The following is a 15,022-nucleotide window of genomic DNA, read 5'->3' on the forward strand; positions in this document are numbered from 1 at the left end:
CACCGCTCCCCACTCACCCTTCGCGCGCCGCCGCGCACACCGCGCGGGCGATCCGTGCCACGTCCGCGTCGCCCGTGACGTACGGCGGCATCGTGTAGACGAGGTCACGGAACGGCCGTAGCCACACGCCCTCGCGCACGGCCGCCCGGGTCGCCGCCGCCATGTCGACAGGGTGGTCGAGCTGGACGACCCCGATGGCACCGAGGACCCGCACGTCCGTCACGCCCGGCAGCTCGAGGGCGGGAGCCAGCCCCTCCCGCAGCCCCGCCTCGATCCGCTTGATCTCCGCGAGCCAGTCCTGGCCCAGCAGCAGCTCGATCGAGGCGCAGGCGACCGAGGCCGCGAGCGGGTTGCCCATGAAGGTGGGGCCGTGGGCGAGGACCGGGACCTCGCCCCGCGAGATGCCGTCGGCCACCCGTGACGTGCACAGCGTCGCCGCCAACGTCAGGTAGCCGCCGGTCAGCGCCTTGCCCACGCACATCACGTCCGGCGTCACCGCCGCGTGCCCGGCCGCGAACAGCGCGCCCGTGCGGCCGAACCCCGTCGCGATCTCGTCGAACACCAGCAGCACGCCGTGCGCGTCGCACGCCTCGCGCAGCACCCGCAGATAGGCGGGGGAGTGGAACCGCATCCCGCCCGCCCCCTGCACCACCGGCTCGACGATCACCGCGGCCAGCTCGTCGGCGTGCCGCTCGATCAGAGCGCGCAGCCGGTCGGCGTACGCCTCCTCGTACTCCGCCGGCGGCGGGTCCGCGAACACCTGGCGCTGGAGCACCCCGGACCACAGCTCGTGCATCCCGCCCTCGGGGTCGCACACCGACATCGGCTGCCAGGTGTCGCCGTGGTAGCCGCCGCGCCAGGTCAACAGGCGTTGCTTGGACGGCCGCCCCAGCGAGCGCCAGTACTGCAGGCACATCTTGACCGCGACCTCGACCGACACCGACCCGGAGTCGGCGAGGAAGACATGCTCCAGGCCTTCGGGCGACATGTCGACAAGGAGCTTCGCGAGCCGTACGGCGGGCTCGTGGGTGAGCCCGCCGAACATCACGTGGCTCATCCGCCCGAGCTGCTCGCGCGCGGCCTCGTTGAGCACCGGGTGGTTGTAGCCGTGGATCGCCGACCACCAGGACGACATGCCGTCGACCAGCTCGCCCGAGCCGTCCGCCATCTTCAGGCGTACCCCGCTCGCCGACTCCACGACGAGCGGTTCCTGCCTGCCGGGCATCGGACCGTACGGATGCCAGACGTGCCGCCGGTCCAGCTCCAGCAGCTCGGGGACGGTCAGGTCAGGCATTGGGCGCGAGGTCCGTTCCGGCGCCTCGACGGCGTACGGCGACCAGGTCCGTACGAGCCTCGCCCGCCGGCGCGGCGGCCGGAGCGGACCCGCACGCACCGCCGCCCTCCTGCGACCCGCACCCGCCGGCGGCCTCCTCGGAGCCGCAACCGCCCCTGCGGTGCTCCGGCAGCGTCACCTGGTCGGCGCCCTCCACCTCGAACCCGGCGTCCGCGATCATGTCCAGGTCGGCCTTGCCCGCCTGGCCCTCACTGGTGAGGTAGTCGCCGAGGAAGATCGAGTTGGCCAGGTTGAGGGCGAGCGGCTGCATGGTGCGCAGATGGACCTCGCGGCCGCCGGCGATGCGCACCTCGACGTCCGGGCAGACGAACCGGACCATCGCCAGGATCCGCAGGCACCGCTGCGGGGTGAGGTTCCACTCCTTGGCGAGCGGCGTGCCCTCGAACGGGATCAGGAAGTTGACCGGCACGGAATCCGCGTCCAGCTCGCGCAGCGAGAAGACCACGTCGATCAGGTCCTCGTCCCGCTCGCCCATTCCGGCGATCAGCCCGGAGCAGGCGGACAGCCCGGCCGCGTGCGCCTTCTGCACGGTGTCCACCCGATCGGCGTACGTGTGCGTGGTCGTGATGTCCTCGTACGTCGCCTCGGACGTGTTGAGGTTGTGGTTGTAGGCGTCCGCGCCCGCCTCACGCAGCCGCTCCGCCTGGCCGTCGGAGAGCAGACCGAGACAGGCGCACACCTCGACGCCCTCGTTCCGGTCCTTGATCGCCTTGATGGTGTCGGAGACCCGGTCCACGTCCCGGTCGGTCGGGCCGCGCCCGCTGGCCACCAGGCACACCCGTTTGGCGCCTCCCGCCAACCCGGCCGCCGCGGCCTCGGAGGCCTGATCGGGCTTGAGCCAGGTGTACTTGAGGATGCCGGCGGTGGAGCCGAGCCGCTGTGAGCAGTAGGAGCAGTCCTCCGGGCACAGGCCCGACTTGAGGTTGACGAGATAGTTGAGTTTCACCCGTCGGCCGAACCAGTGCCGGCGTACCTTGCCGGCCGCGGCCACCACATCGAGCAGGTCGTCGTCGGAAGTGGCGAGGACGGCCAGCGCCTCCTCGCGGGTCGGCAGCTCGCGCCGAAGCCCCTTGTCCACCAGCGTGTTCAGCAGGTCCATGAGAGCCGATCCTGTCCTACGCAGGCGCTTTCGGCCAAGGAGACTTCGCACAACGAAGGCGCTTCGACGTGTGGGTATTGCCACATCATGGGTGCCTGGTCGTCCCGCTAGGGTCTGTGCACTGCCTACAAATTCCCGGCAGTGCCTACACATTCCCTGGAGGGCCGATGGCGTTCGCCTGGATCGACGAGCAGGCCGAGCTGCGCCGCCGCGCCGGACTCGTACGGACGCTGCGCCCGCGCCCCTCCGACTCGCCGCTCCTGGACCTGGCGAGCAACGACTACCTGGGCCTGGCCCGGCACCAGGAGGTCACCGAGGGCGCGGCGCGGGCCGCGCGGACCTGGGGCGGCGGCTCGACCGGCTCCCGGCTCGTCACCGGCACCACGGAACTCCACCAGGAGCTGGAACGCGAGCTGGCCGAGTTCTGCGGCGTCGAGGCGGCGCTCGTCTTCTCCTCGGGCTACGCGGCCAACCTCGCCGCGGTCACCGCGCTGGCACCGCACGGCTCGCTGATCGTCTCCGACGCCGGCAACCACGCCTCGCTCATCGACGGCTGCCGCCTGGCCCGCGGGAGCACGCAGGTCGTCGCGCACGCCGACCCGGACGCCGTTCGCAAGGCGCTCCGCACGCACGAGGGTCCCGCCGTCCTCGTGTCCGACACGGTCTTCTCGGTCGACGGCGACGCGGCCCCGCTGGCCGCGCTCGCCGAGGCGTGCCGCGAGCACGGGGCGGGACTGGTGGTGGACGACGCCCACGGCCTCGGCGTCCTCGGCGACGGCGGCCGCGGCGCCCCGCACGCGGCGGGACTCGCGGGCGCCGACGACGTCGTCGTGACGGTCACGCTGTCCAAGTCGCTGGGCAGTCAGGGCGGCGCCGTCCTCGGCCCCGCCCGGGTGATCGACCACCTCGTCAACGCGGCCCGGACGTTCATCTTCGACACCGGACTCGCCCCCGCGGCGGCGGGCGCGGCCCTCGCGGCCCTGCGGCTGCTGCGCCGCGAGCCGCAGCGGGCCGCGCGGGCCCGAGCGGTCGCCGCCGACCTGCACGCACGCCTGAGCGCCGCGGGTCTGGAGGCGGTACGTCCGGACGCCGCGGTCGTCTCCGTGCGCGCACCGTCCCCGGAGGGGGCCGTGCGCTGGGCGGCCGACTGTCGTGCGGAGGGGCTGGCCGTGGGCTGCTTCCGTCCTCCTTCCGTGCCCGACGGCATCTCCCGGCTGAGGCTGACCGCCCGCGCGGACCTCTCCGACGGGCAGATCGAGCGCGCTGTACGGGTGATCGGCGAGACGCGACCGTGAGTCGGCGTGCCACGGCCGTGCCTTGCGCGAGGGCGGAAACGGTCAGATGTGGGGCACCGCGGCCGTGAACCCCGCCCAGCTCTCGGGGGAGAAGAGCAGGGCGGGTCCGGCCGGGTTCTTCGAGTCGCGCACGGCGAGCAGTCCGGCCGAGCGCCCGGCCACGAGCCGGGCGGTCTCGACGCAGTTGTTCGCTCCTGTGCTGTAACTGCTGCGCAGCCACCGCAGGCCGTGCAGATCGGTGCTGGAAGGTACGTGCCGAGGCAGGGCAGGCATGGTGCCTCCTTACGCGCCGTCACCTATAGCGGCGATGTAGTCCAACGAGTCCTCGGGCGAAAGGGCGTGGAACTGAAGGGCGTTGAAGGCCTCGGTGTAGGCCTGGAGGTCTTCTTTCCGCTCGAGGTAGAGGCTACTCGTCAAGTGGTCGAGAACAACCACATCCAGATCAGATGTGCGCGAAAATGAGAAGATAACGAAAGGCCCGGTGACGCCGATGTGCGCGCCGGCCGCGAACGGCAGTACTTGCAACCGCACTTGGGGCAGCCGCGCCGCCTCGACCAGCCGCGCCAACTGCCGCGCCATGATGTCGGGGCCGCCGACCTCCCGCCGCAGCACGGCCTCGTCCAGGACGGCGCTCAGCCCCAGCGGCGGATGCGAACGCAGTACGTCCTGCCGGGCCAGGCGCACCTCGACCAGGGTGTCGAGACGCTCGTCGTCCAGCCCGTCCACCGCGGCCTTCGTCACCGCCCGGGCGTACTCGGGAGTCTGCAGCAGCCCGGGCACCACCGAGGTCTCCAGCGTGCGCATCGCGCTCGCCTGCGACTCCAGGCTGATGAAGTCCCGGTAGGTCGGCGGCAGCACACCTCGGTACGCCTGCCACCAGTGGTGCCGGCCGCCACCCTCGTCCGAGCCAGCCAACATCAAGAGCAGCTCGCGCAGTTGGGAGTCGTGCACCCCGTAGGCATCCAGGAGTATCCGCACATCGGCCGGTTTCACCCCGCTCGCGCCGGTCTCGATCCGGCTCACCTTCGACTGGTGCCAGCCCACCTGCCGGGCGGCCTCACCACTCGTGAGCCCCGCACCGGCGCGCAACGCACGCAGTTCGGCGCCCAGTTTCCGGCGGCGCACCGCGGGACCGTGCTGCATGGGGCTACTCCTTACTCCAACCGAGGCACCCAAATACGGTCTGCCGTCGCAGAGTTCACCGCTTCGAGCGACAGATATATGCACATCTTGGTGGATCGCCACCCGTGACCGCCCCGGTAATGGCACTCTGGCGGCGAAGCACCAGTCCGGGACCGTACTCGAACCTCCGCCTTCGTGTCGGACTGCGGTCCCGCGGGAAAGGGACGACGTCGTCATGGCAGACCACCTGGAATCATCCGTCACTCTGCCGAGCGATCCCGCCTCGGTCTCCACGGCCCGCTCCTACGTGCTCGCAACCCTGGCGGAGTGGGGCCTGCCGGCGGACACGGAAGCGGCCGACACCATCCGCCTCATCGTCTCCGAGCTCGCGACCAACGCCGTACAGCACACCTTCGGGCAGTCACCCACCTTCACGGTGGACATCGCCCTCGACCGTGACGAACGTCTGCGCATCGGTGTCACCGACAGCCATCCGCGCTTCCCGAAACGCCTGCCCGCCGCCGTCCAGCAGGACAACGGCCGCGGCATGGTGATCATCCGCTGGCTGACCGCGGAGTGCGGCGGCAGACTCAGAGTCCGGCCGACCCGTGAGGGCGGCAAGACCGTTTTAATCGAGCTGCCGTGGACCGTGCCTGCCGAACCGGTGCCTGCCGAACCGGTGCCGACGGCCGGGCAACGGGAACCGTAGGACGCTCGGCCGCGCTGTGCATCCGGCACCCGGCGGGCCCGCGTGACCAGCACCTGGCCGGCGCCCGTGGGCGGCGTTGCCGAGGACGTCGGTGCTCGCGTCGGGCGCGGTGCCGACCGGGCGTCGAAGGGGTCAGCGGCGGCGGGCTGACGGTTCCCGGTGCGGTGCTCCTTCTGGAACCGCTGTGGGCGGCCTGACGGCTGCCCGGTGCGCGTCGGTGGCACGGCCCGCCGTACCGGACGCGGAAGCGGCCATCAGGGGCCCAGACACACGAGCAGGGCCGCCCCGCCTGCGGCCGGCCCGTCGGCCGGCCGCGGGCGGGGCGGCCACCACGAGCAGTGCCGACCCGGCGAACGCGAGCACCGGCACCCCCCATGCCGGGGGTGGCGAGCCGTGAGAAGACCTGGCCGGAACGCGAAGAGGATCTGCTCCCCGGTCTGGGTGACGCGCGGTTCCTGGAGCGGTTCGCGCGCCACCGGGGGCCCCTGGAAGGGGGCGGCGGCGGGTCAGGCCGCCGCCCTCCTCCGAGGGTGGGTCACTTGACCCGGCCGTACCAGACGCTCTTGGTCCAGATCTTCTGCAGTCGCACCACGTCCCCGGTCTTCGGGGCGTGCCAGATCTTCCCCTTCCCGGCGTAGATGCCGACGTGGTAGACGCTCGAACCCGAGTGGAAGAACACCAGGTCTCCGGCCTTGCGGCTCTTGGAGGAGATGTGGCGCGTCTTGTTGTACTGCTGGGCCGCCGTACGGGGCAGTTTCTTGCCCACCTTCTTGAACGAGTACAGCGTGAGCCCGGAGCAGTCGAACCGGCGCGGTCCGGTGGCCCCGTACTTGTACGGGGAGCCCTTCTTGGACGCCGCGACCTGAAGTGCCTTCGTCGCCGGCGTGGCGGCCGCGGCGTCGGAGGCGACACCCGGGACCACGACGGAACCGCCCACTGCGGCGATGGTGAGGGCCGAGGCCGTACCGGCCCGGACCATGAGCGACGGGACACGATTGAGCGCAGTCATGCGCAACCCTTCGTCAGCCGCCTGTGAAGGATGACCTGTCGGATTCGGGCTGGCGAAGTTGCCCGGCCGCTGCTGCGGCTTCACCCCAAGGGCTGCTCGGCCCGGCGCCTCTCATGCGGAGACGACCGTTCCGGCGACCCGTCGTGCTTGGGTCCTCCACTCCTGCCGATCCACTCCTGTCGACCGGTCATCCGGGCAGCGGCAGGACTCGGCGTCCGCCCGGATCGCCCCGCCGCTGCGGCGGGGTCTTGTCGTCAGACAGGGATCTTGGCTCACGGATGTCCGAAATTCCCAACGGAACCTGTGGTTTGTGTTGTTACTCACCACTCACCCGTTCGGGTGGACACCCCAGTGTTCGAAAGGGCGTCCAGGGACCCGAGGACGCTCGGACCAGCACCGGAGCGACTCATTCCGCCCTCGGGCCACGCGCGTTGCGCAACTTTGGCGGGCCCGAAAATGGACGCGTGAGTACTCCAAAAGGACGTACACCGTTTGGTGCGTTTCAATGCCGGTCCGGACGCTCCGTCAGGAGGCGGTGCGTCCGGACCGGCTGGTCGTGCGTCAACCGTCGGAGCGCGGCGGCAGCGTGACGCGAGCCGTGCGGCGCTCCCCGTCCAGCACGCGCAGCGCACGCGCCAGCGTGTCGGCGTGCACCTCGCTCTCGCCCCGACGGTGCATCAGCGCCAGCGCGTCCCGCAGCTGGGCCGCCTTGGTGACCAGTGCCTGCGCGGCCCGCAGCCCGCGGTACGTGTCGCCGTGGTGGGCCGGGTTGATCCGGCCGAGCAGGTCGACCACGTCGAGATAACGGTCGATCAGTTCGCCCTCGGCGCGCGTCAGGGCGGGCAGCGGTGGCAGGTCGGGCAGCATCGGCGGCTCACCCCTCGCCGGGGCCGGGGCGCGAGGCCTTGCGGCTCGGGATGATCCGGTCCGCCAGCCCGTACTCCAGCGCCTCCTGCGCGGAGAAGATCTTGTCCCGCTCGATGTCGGTGTTCACCTGTTCCGGGCTGCGCCCCGTGTGCCGTACCAGCATCTCTTCCAGGCGGGACCGTACGCGCAGCAACTCGTCGGCCTGGATGGCCAGATCGCTCGCCTGTCCCTGAACCGGCTCGGACAGCGCGGGCTGGTGGATCACCACCCGCGCACCCGGCAGCAGGTTCCGCTTGCCGGGCGTGCCCGCGGCCAGCAGCACCGCGGCGGACGAGCCGGCCTGCCCCAGGCACGTCGTCTCCACGTCGCACGTGACGTACTGCATCGTGTCGTAGATCGCCGACATCGAACTGAACGAGCCCCCGGGGGAGTTGATGTACAGCATGATGTCGCGGTCCGGGTCCCGGTACTCCAGGTACATGAACTGGGCCATCACGTCGTTCGCCGAGATGTCGTCGATCGGCGTCCCCAGGAAGACGATCCGTTCCTCCAGCAGTTTCGAGTACGGATCCATCGTCTTCTGCCCGGAACTCGTGCGTTCCGTGAACTCGGGCAGGACGTAGCGGGCGGACGGTCGGGTCATGGCTGCCCCTCCTTCGGCGTCTGTAAAAAATGTACAGGATGTACGTGACGTTATGATGGGGGTATGGCCTACGAGATTCCGGTGACGCAAGCCAGAGCTGAACTCGCCGACCTGATCAATCGGGTGGTGTACGGCGGTGAGCGGGTGGTCGTGACGCGGCACGGCAAACCCCTCGTCGCCCTGGTTTCCGCCGCCGACCTCGAACGGCTGGAGGAGCTCCAGGAGCCCGCGGAGGAGCAGGTGATCAGCGCGGTCTCCACCGTCCGTGAGGTCGCGTCCGCTCCCCGCGAACAGCAGCGGTTCGGTATCGCGGCACACCACCGCGGGTCCAGCGCCTCCTGAATGACGAAAAGACCGTGCGCCCCCGTCCGCCACGGCGGGGGTGCACGGTCGGACTGGCGCGGGCGACCGTCAGCCGACGGCCACCGGCTCCCGTTCGGGTGCGGGCTCGGCGTCTTGCGTACGCGCCCTGAGCGCACCGCCGAGGAGCACGGCGCCCAGGCCCAGCACGGCCCACCAGGTCAGCGTGAGGGCGGGACCGGTCGCTGCCGCGCCGTCGAAGAAGGACACCGAGCGCAGCAGGGTCGTCCCCGCGCCCGGCGGTAGCCACTGGCCGATCGTGCCGACCGGCTCGGGCAGCATCCGTGGGGCGCCGGTCGCCCCGGAGAACGGGTTGCCGAGCAGCATCACGACGCCCGCGGCGATCCCGATGCCGGCAGGGCCCGTGAGGGCGGCCAGACCCGCCACCGCCGCGCCGACGGCCAGCGTTGCCAAGGCGAACGTTCCCGCCTCGGCCCACCAGTTGCCGGTGAGGACGTCGAGCCAGGTGTGCGCGATGGTGGCGGCCGCCACGCCGACCAGGGCCGTGGCGCCGACCAGGGCGCCAACGGCACGGATGCCGCGCAGTCCGAGCAGAGTGGTCGCCGCCCCTGCCGCGATGCCGGCCAGTGCGAGCGGCAGCACGCTCGCGTTCAGTGCCGAGCCCCGCGGATCCGCCGCCGGGGCGGCCACCACGTCGACGGTCCTGACCTGCGCGCCCGAGGCGGCGGCATGCTCGGCCACCGTCTGCTGGAGCATCTGGGCGACGGACGGGCTCGCCGCGGAGGCCGTCAGGAGTTCGGTGCCCTGGGCGGTGACCACGACCGCGCCGTATACGGTCCGGTCCTCCACGGCGTCTCGGGCGGCGGCCTCGTCGGCGTAACGGTGGATCTCGAACGCGCCCTCCTGCTGTGCGAGCTGCTTCTCCACCTGGCCCGTCGCTGCGGCGGGCCCGGCGACGCCGAGCGGCAGGTCGCGGGGTGCGGTGCGGGCCGCGGGCCAGGCGAAGGCCCACAGGGCGAGCGCCGCGAGCAGGGGGATCAGTACCGCCACGGCGACCATCCGGCGGCCGTGCTTCACGGGCCGTGGCTCGGCCCGGGTGGCGGAGGGGGTGGACATGGGATCGGCCTCCTCGGTCGGGATTAAAAAGAAGGATCGTTCGTTTTAGGTGTCATCACCGTCGCGCCCGTCGCTCTCCTTGTCAAGAAGGAACGTTCGTTTTAGATTGGGGACCATGGCCCGTGTATCCCAGGAGCACCTGGACGCCCGCCGCCGCCAGATCCTCGACGGCGCCGCCCTCTGCTTCGCCCGCAACGGCTTCCACGCCACGTCCATGCAGGACGTGCTGAAGGAGGTCGACCTCTCGGCCGGAGCGGTCTACCGCTACTTCAGCGGCAAGGAGGAGCTGATCGCCGCGATCGTCGGCGAGGTGCTCGGGTCGGTCCACGAGGCCTTCGAGGGGGCCGCGAAGCAGAGTCCGCCGCCCCCGCCGGACCTCCTCGTCGGTTCGGTACTGGGCCGCACGCTCGACACGAAGGCGGCGCTGACCGTCGACGGAGAACCGGCCTTCCCGCGACTGGTCGTCCAGGTGTGGACGGAGACACTGCGCAACCCGGAACTGGCCCGCGTGCTGCGGGACGGATACGACGCGGTGGGCGGGGCCTGGATGCGGATCGTCGAGGGCTACCAGGAGGCCGGGATGATGAGGTCGGACCTGCCCCCGGAGCACGTCGCCCGCACCATGATCGCCGCCGTGCTGGGATTCATCGCGCAGCTCTCCCTGTTCGGGCCGGCCCCGGTCGAGGTCCTGCAGAACGGACTACGCGCGTTGATGAGCATGCAGGACACGCCCGCCGAGTCGTAATCGGTCACAGCTCGGTTAACTTGCTTGAAACTCGGTCCAACTAGCCTGCCGATCCACGCCACCAGGGACTTTGCCCCGGGGCAGCGGCAACCGGACCCCGCACGGTCCGGAGCGAGGACTGTGAGGTGGGACGTGCAACTGACCCCGCACGAGCAAGAGAGGCTGCTGATCCATGTGGCGGCCGACGTGGCCGAGAAGCGCCGGGCCCGCGGGCTGAAGCTCAACCACCCCGAGGCGATCGCGCTCATCACGTCGCACATCCTCGAGGGCGCGCGTGACGGCCGTACGGTCGCCGAGCTCATGGCCTCCGGACGCAAGCTGCTCACCCGGGACGACGTCATGGAGGGCATCCCCGAGATGATCCACGACGTCCAGGTCGAGGCGACCTTCCCGGACGGCACCAAGCTCGTCACCGTCCACGACCCGATCGTCTGACGGAAGGAGCCGCCGTGATTCCCGGAGAGTTCCTGTTCGCCGAGGACCCGATCGTCTACAACGAGGGCCGCGAGGTCACCTCGCTGACCGTCCTCAACGCCGCCGACCGGCCCGTCCAGGTCGGCTCCCACTACCACTTCGCCGAGGCCAACCCCGGTCTGGACTTCGACCGCGGCGCCGCACACGGCAAGCGGCTCAACATCGCCGCCGGTACCGCCGTGCGCTTCGAACCCGGGATCCCCGTCGACGTCGAACTCGTCCCGCTCACCGGCGCCCGTGTGGTGCCCGGGCTGCGCGGGGAGACCGGAGGTGCCCTCGATGCCTGAGATCTCGCGTGCCGCGTACGCCGACCTGTTCGGCCCCACCACCGGCGACCGTATCCGGCTCGCCGACACCGACCTGCTGGTCGAGATCGAGGAGGATCGTTCCGGCGGTCCCGGACTCGCCGGTGACGAGGCCGTCTTCGGCGGTGGGAAGGTCATCCGCGAGTCCATGGGCCAGTCCCGTGCTACGCGCGCAGACGGCACCCCGGACACAGTCATCACCGGTGTCGTGATCATCGACCACTGGGGGATCGTCAAGGCCGACGTCGGCATCCGCGACGGCCGGATCACCGGCATCGGCAAGGCCGGCAACCCCGACACCATGGACGCCGTCCACCCCGACCTGGTCATCGGCCCCGAGACCGAGATCGTCGCCGGCAACGGACGGATCCTCACCGCGGGCGCCATCGACGCGCACGTCCACTTCATCTGCCCGCAGATCGCCGACGAGGCGCTCTCCGCCGGTATCACCACGCTGATCGGCGGCGGCACGGGCCCGGCCGAGGGCTCGAAGGCGACCACCGTGACGCCCGGCCCCTGGCACCTGGCGCGGATGCTGGAGGCGATGGAGGAGTACCCCGTCAACTTCGGCCTGCTCGGCAAGGGCAACACCGTCTCGCACGACGCGATGCTCTCCCAGATCCGCGGCGGCGCGCTCGGTCTCAAGCTGCACGAGGACTGGGGATCCACTCCCGCCGTCATCGACGCCTCGCTGACCGTCGCCGACCGCACCGGCATCCAGGTCGCGATCCACACGGACACACTGAACGAGGCCGGGTTCGTCGGCGACACCCTCGCCGCGATCGCCGGACGCGGCATCCACGCCTACCACACCGAGGGCGCGGGCGGCGGGCACGCGCCGGACATCATGACCGTGGTCTCCGAGCCGCACGTGCTGCCGAGTTCGACCAACCCGACCCGGCCCTTCACCGTCAACACCGCCGAGGAACACCTCGACATGCTGATGGTGTGCCACCACCTCAACCCGGCCGTCCCGGAGGACCTCGCCTTCGCCGAGTCCCGGATCCGGCCGTCCACCATCGGCGCGGAGGACATCCTCCACGACCTGGGTGCCATCTCGATCATCTCCTCCGACGCCCAGGCCATGGGCCGCGTCGGCGAGGTCATCATGCGGACCTGGCAGACCGCCCATGTGATGAAGCGGCGACGCGGTGCGCTGCCGGGTGACGGCCGCGCCGACAACCGTCGCGTACGTCGCTATGTCGCCAAGTACACGATCAACCCGGCCGTCGCCCAGGGCCTCGCCCGCGAGGTCGGCTCGGTCGAGACCGGCAAGCTCGCCGACCTGGTGCTGTGGGAGCCCGCGTTCTTCGGGGTCAAGCCGCACCTCGTCATCAAGGGCGGACAGATCGCGTACGCGCAGATGGGCGACGCCAACGCCTCCATCCCGACCCCGCAGCCCATCCTGCCGCGTCCGATGTTCGGGGCGATCGGGCGGGCGCCCGCGTCGAATTCCGTCAACTTCGTGGCGCCGCTCGCCATCGAGGACGGGCTGCCGGAACGACTCCAGCTCGGCAAGAAGTTCGTGGCCATCGAGTCGACGCGTGCGGTCACCAAGGCCGACATGCGCGAGAACGACGCGCGGCCCCGCGTGCAGGTCGATCCCGACAGCTTCGCCGTGCACATCGACGGTGAGCTCGTCGAGGCGACTCCGGCCGCCGAACTGCCCATGGCCCAGCGCTACTTCCTCTTCTGATGTCCAGGGCCGCACTTCTTGTTCTGGCCGACGGCCGCTTCCCCGCCGGAGGGCACGCGCACTCCGGCGGGGCCGAGGCGGCCGTCAAGGCCGGGCGGGTCACCGGGGCCGCGAGCCTGGAGGACTTCTGCCGGGGGCGGCTGCACACGGCCGGGCGCGTCTCCGCTTCCCTGGCCGCGGCGGCCGTACTCGGCGTGGATCCGGTGGAGTTGGACGCGGCCGCCGACGCACGGACGCCGTCCCCCGCGTTGCGGGTCGCCGCGCGGAAGCTGGGCCGGCAGTTGATGCGGGCCGCGCGGGCGACCTGGCCGGCCGAGGAACTCGACGCCCTGGCACGGCAGTTCCCCAAGGGGGCGCATCAGCCGGTGGTGCTCGGGCTCGCCGCCCGGGCGGCGGGGCTGGGCGCCCTGGACGCCGCGCACTGTGCGGCGTACGAGAGTGTCAGCGGGCCGGCGTCGGCCACGGTGCGGTTGCTGAGTCTGGACCCCTTCGATGCGACCCGGGCGCTGGCGCGGCTGGCGCCGGAGCTGGATCGCGTCGCGGATCAAGCGGTGGAGGCGGCCCGGAGGGCTGTCGACGAGGGCGTCGATGCCTTGCCCGCGGGTTCCGCTCCGCTGCTGGAGATCAGTGCGGAGGTGCATGCCGCTTGGGCTGTCCGGTTGTTCGCGTCCTAGTGGGTTCGCCCCCGCCGCCCCTTCCCGTCCCGACCCCGGGGGCTCCGCCCCCAGACCCCCGTATCGGCCTGAACGGCCTCGTCCTCAAACGCCGGACGGGCTGAACACAGCCGGCCCGCGTGCAACAGGAGCCGCCTCATGCACCTCGACCACTCCCACCACGGCCCCGCCGCCGTCAGTGCCGACGCCCACCGACCCGACGGCTCGCACCGTGCCCTGCGGATCGGGCTCGGCGGGCCCGTCGGGTCCGGGAAGACCGCGACCGTCGCCGCGCTCTGCGGGGCGCTGCGCGACGAGCTGTCCCTCGCCGTCGTCACCAATGACATCTACACGCGCGAGGACGCCGAGTTCCTGCTGCGCGAGGCCGTGCTGCCGCCCGAGCGGATCACCGCCGTCGAGACGGGGGCCTGCCCGCACACCGCGATCCGGGACGACATCTCCGCCAACCTCGAGGCGGTCGAGGACCTGGAGGACGAGGTCGGCCCGCTGGACCTGATCCTCGTCGAGTCCGGTGGTGACAACCTGACCGCCACCTTCTCCAAGGGGCTCGTCGACGCGCAGATCTTCGTGATCGACGTCGCCGGCGGGGACGACATTCCGCGCAAGGGCGGCCCGGGCGTCACCACCGCCGACCTGCTCGTCGTCAACAAGACCGACCTCGCCCCGTACGTCGGCTCCGACCTGGTGCGGATGGCGACCGATGCCAAGGCCCAGCGGGCCGAACTGCCGGTCGTGTTCCAGTCGCTCAGGACCGAGCCCGGCGTGACGGACGTCGCCGACTGGGTGCGGACGCAGCTCGCCGCGTGGACGGCATGACCGCGGCCGTGACAGGGGTGCGGGCCACCGCGCGGATGCTCGCGCGGGACGACGGCAGAGGCGGTACGTCCCTGCCCGTCCTGGAGGGCGACGGGCCGCTGGCGCTGCGGCGGACCCGGGGGAGCGGCGGCGAGGCGCACGTCATGCTCGTCGGCGCGATGAGCGGCCCGCTCGGCGGTGATCACTTCACCGTCGAGGCCGGTGTGGAGACCGGGGCCCGGCTGCGCGTCGGGTCGGCCGCCGCCACCATCGCCCTGCCGGGCCAGGCCAAGGGCGAGGCCCGCTACGACGTCCGGCTCAGCGTCGCCGACGGGGGCGAACTGCGCTGGCTGCCCGAGCAGTTGATCTCCGCACACGGCAGCGACCTGTACGTCACGACGCGCGTCGACCTCGGTGCCACGGCCCGGCTCGTGCTGCGTGAGGAGCAGGTGCTCGGGCGGGTCGGCGAGGAGCAGGGGCGGCTCGGCAGCCGTATGGTCGTACGGGTCGCTGGGCGTGCCGTGCTCGACCAGGAGCTGGCCTGCGGGCCCGGAGCGCCGGGCGGCTGGGACGGGCCCGCGGTACTCGCGGGGCATCGAGCCGTCGGTCAAGTCGTCGTGGTGCGGCCGGAGTTCGCAAACGAGCCGGTGGCGGCGCGGGTGCTGGGGGAGGGCGCCGTGATCGTCCCGCTCGCCGGGCCCGCCGCACTGGTGACCGCGGTGGCGCCGGATGCGCTGAGGCTTCGGCGGATCCTGGACGAGGCGCTGATCTCCCTCAGTTGACGTCGAGGGCCCAAAA

General features: G+C 71.5%; 18 protein-coding genes and 1 riboswitch. Of the genes, 10 read left to right on the forward strand and 8 right to left on the reverse strand.

The features are described 5' to 3' along the window. Positions 1 to 13: 13 nt before the first annotated feature. Positions 14 to 1,294, reverse strand: coding sequence for an adenosylmethionine--8-amino-7-oxononanoate transaminase (locus ADK57_RS21165; protein ID WP_053751260.1), 1,281 nt, complete (start codon positions 1,292 to 1,294; stop codon positions 14 to 16). Beyond that, entirely contained in the window at positions 1,287 to 2,453 is a 1,167-nt protein-coding gene (gene bioB, locus ADK57_RS21170; protein ID WP_053751062.1) for a biotin synthase BioB, read from the reverse strand. Before bioB ends, ADK57_RS21165 begins: the two co-directional genes overlap by 8 nt. 167 nt (positions 2,454 to 2,620) lie before the next feature. Between bioB and ADK57_RS21175 the strand changes: the two genes are divergently transcribed. After that, positions 2,621 to 3,748, forward strand: a complete 1,128-nt coding sequence (locus tag ADK57_RS21175) for an 8-amino-7-oxononanoate synthase (RefSeq protein ID WP_053751063.1) — start codon at positions 2,621 to 2,623, stop codon at positions 3,746 to 3,748. A gap of 42 nt (positions 3,749 to 3,790) precedes the next feature. Here the strand turns inward: ADK57_RS21175 and ADK57_RS21180 are convergent, their stop codons facing one another. Further along, positions 3,791 to 4,021 (reverse strand): DUF397 domain-containing protein, encoded by a 231-nt coding sequence (locus tag ADK57_RS21180; protein WP_053751064.1) that lies wholly within the window; start codon positions 4,019 to 4,021, stop codon positions 3,791 to 3,793. A gap of 9 nt (positions 4,022 to 4,030) precedes the next feature. Beyond that, positions 4,031 to 4,891, reverse strand: coding sequence for a helix-turn-helix domain-containing protein (locus ADK57_RS21185; RefSeq protein WP_053751065.1), 861 nt, complete (start codon positions 4,889 to 4,891; stop codon positions 4,031 to 4,033). A 214-nt stretch (positions 4,892 to 5,105) separates the two neighbouring features. Here ADK57_RS21185 and ADK57_RS21190 point away from each other — a divergent pair, with 214 nt between their 5' ends. After that, on the forward strand, positions 5,106 to 5,579 hold the full coding sequence (locus ADK57_RS21190) for an ATP-binding protein (RefSeq protein WP_053751066.1): 474 nt from the start codon (positions 5,106 to 5,108) through the stop codon (positions 5,577 to 5,579). 535 nt (positions 5,580 to 6,114) lie between these two features. Here ADK57_RS21190 and ADK57_RS21195 read toward each other — a convergent pair. From ADK57_RS21195 to ADK57_RS21205, 3 genes are all read right to left on the reverse strand, one after another. Further along, complete coding sequence (locus ADK57_RS21195; RefSeq protein ID WP_053751067.1) at positions 6,115 to 6,588, reverse strand: C40 family peptidase; 474 nt, start codon at positions 6,586 to 6,588, stop codon at positions 6,115 to 6,117. A gap of 3 nt (positions 6,589 to 6,591) precedes the next feature. Continuing rightward, positions 6,592 to 6,812, reverse strand: a riboswitch (cyclic di-AMP (ydaO/yuaA leader). Between the two features lie 337 nt (positions 6,813 to 7,149). Further along, entirely contained in the window at positions 7,150 to 7,455 is a 306-nt protein-coding gene (locus ADK57_RS21200; RefSeq protein ID WP_053751068.1) for a hypothetical protein, read from the reverse strand. A gap of 7 nt (positions 7,456 to 7,462) precedes the next feature. Next, positions 7,463 to 8,098, reverse strand: coding sequence for an ATP-dependent Clp protease proteolytic subunit (locus ADK57_RS21205; RefSeq protein WP_053751069.1), 636 nt, complete (start codon positions 8,096 to 8,098; stop codon positions 7,463 to 7,465). Positions 8,099 to 8,161: 63 nt separating this feature from the next. Between ADK57_RS21205 and ADK57_RS21210 the strand changes: the two genes are divergently transcribed. Beyond that, positions 8,162 to 8,440, forward strand: a complete 279-nt coding sequence (locus ADK57_RS21210) for a type II toxin-antitoxin system Phd/YefM family antitoxin (RefSeq protein ID WP_053751070.1) — start codon at positions 8,162 to 8,164, stop codon at positions 8,438 to 8,440. A gap of 69 nt (positions 8,441 to 8,509) precedes the next feature. Here the strand turns inward: ADK57_RS21210 and ADK57_RS21215 are convergent, their stop codons facing one another. Then, the gene (locus tag ADK57_RS21215) at positions 8,510 to 9,535 is read right to left on the reverse strand and encodes an ABC transporter permease (RefSeq protein ID WP_053751071.1); all 1,026 of its coding nucleotides are present in this window, start codon (positions 9,533 to 9,535) and stop codon (positions 8,510 to 8,512) included. Between the two features lie 115 nt (positions 9,536 to 9,650). On the opposite strand from ADK57_RS21215, the gene ADK57_RS21220 reads away from it, so the two are divergent. From ADK57_RS21220 to ADK57_RS21250, 7 genes are all read left to right on the forward strand, one after another. Further along, a complete protein-coding gene (locus ADK57_RS21220; protein WP_053751072.1) occupies positions 9,651 to 10,280 on the forward strand; it encodes a TetR/AcrR family transcriptional regulator in 630 nt (209 codons plus the stop codon). A 132-nt stretch (positions 10,281 to 10,412) separates the two neighbouring features. Further along, positions 10,413 to 10,715, forward strand: a complete 303-nt coding sequence (locus ADK57_RS21225) for an urease subunit gamma (RefSeq protein ID WP_053751073.1) — start codon at positions 10,413 to 10,415, stop codon at positions 10,713 to 10,715. 14 nt (positions 10,716 to 10,729) lie between these two features. Further along, complete coding sequence (locus ADK57_RS21230) at positions 10,730 to 11,041, forward strand: urease subunit beta (RefSeq protein ID WP_053751074.1); 312 nt, start codon at positions 10,730 to 10,732, stop codon at positions 11,039 to 11,041. Further along, the gene (locus ADK57_RS21235) at positions 11,034 to 12,755 is read left to right on the forward strand and encodes an urease subunit alpha (RefSeq protein ID WP_053751075.1); all 1,722 of its coding nucleotides are present in this window, start codon (positions 11,034 to 11,036) and stop codon (positions 12,753 to 12,755) included. The genes ADK57_RS21230 and ADK57_RS21235 overlap by 8 nt, the downstream gene beginning before the upstream one ends. Further along, entirely contained in the window at positions 12,755 to 13,429 is a 675-nt protein-coding gene (locus ADK57_RS21240) for an urease accessory protein UreF (protein ID WP_053751076.1), read from the forward strand. The genes ADK57_RS21235 and ADK57_RS21240 overlap by 1 nt, the downstream gene beginning before the upstream one ends. Before the next feature lie 138 nt (positions 13,430 to 13,567). After that, positions 13,568 to 14,245 (forward strand): urease accessory protein UreG, encoded by a 678-nt coding sequence (gene ureG / locus ADK57_RS21245; protein ID WP_053751077.1) that lies wholly within the window; start codon positions 13,568 to 13,570, stop codon positions 14,243 to 14,245. Next, the gene (locus tag ADK57_RS21250) at positions 14,242 to 15,006 is read left to right on the forward strand and encodes an urease accessory protein UreD (protein WP_053751261.1); all 765 of its coding nucleotides are present in this window, start codon (positions 14,242 to 14,244) and stop codon (positions 15,004 to 15,006) included. The genes ureG and ADK57_RS21250 overlap by 4 nt, the downstream gene beginning before the upstream one ends. Positions 15,007 to 15,022: the final 16 nt, after the last annotated feature.

It is taken from the genome of Streptomyces sp. MMG1533 (assembly GCF_001279775.1).
GTDB lineage: Bacteria > Actinomycetota > Actinomycetes > Streptomycetales > Streptomycetaceae > Streptomyces.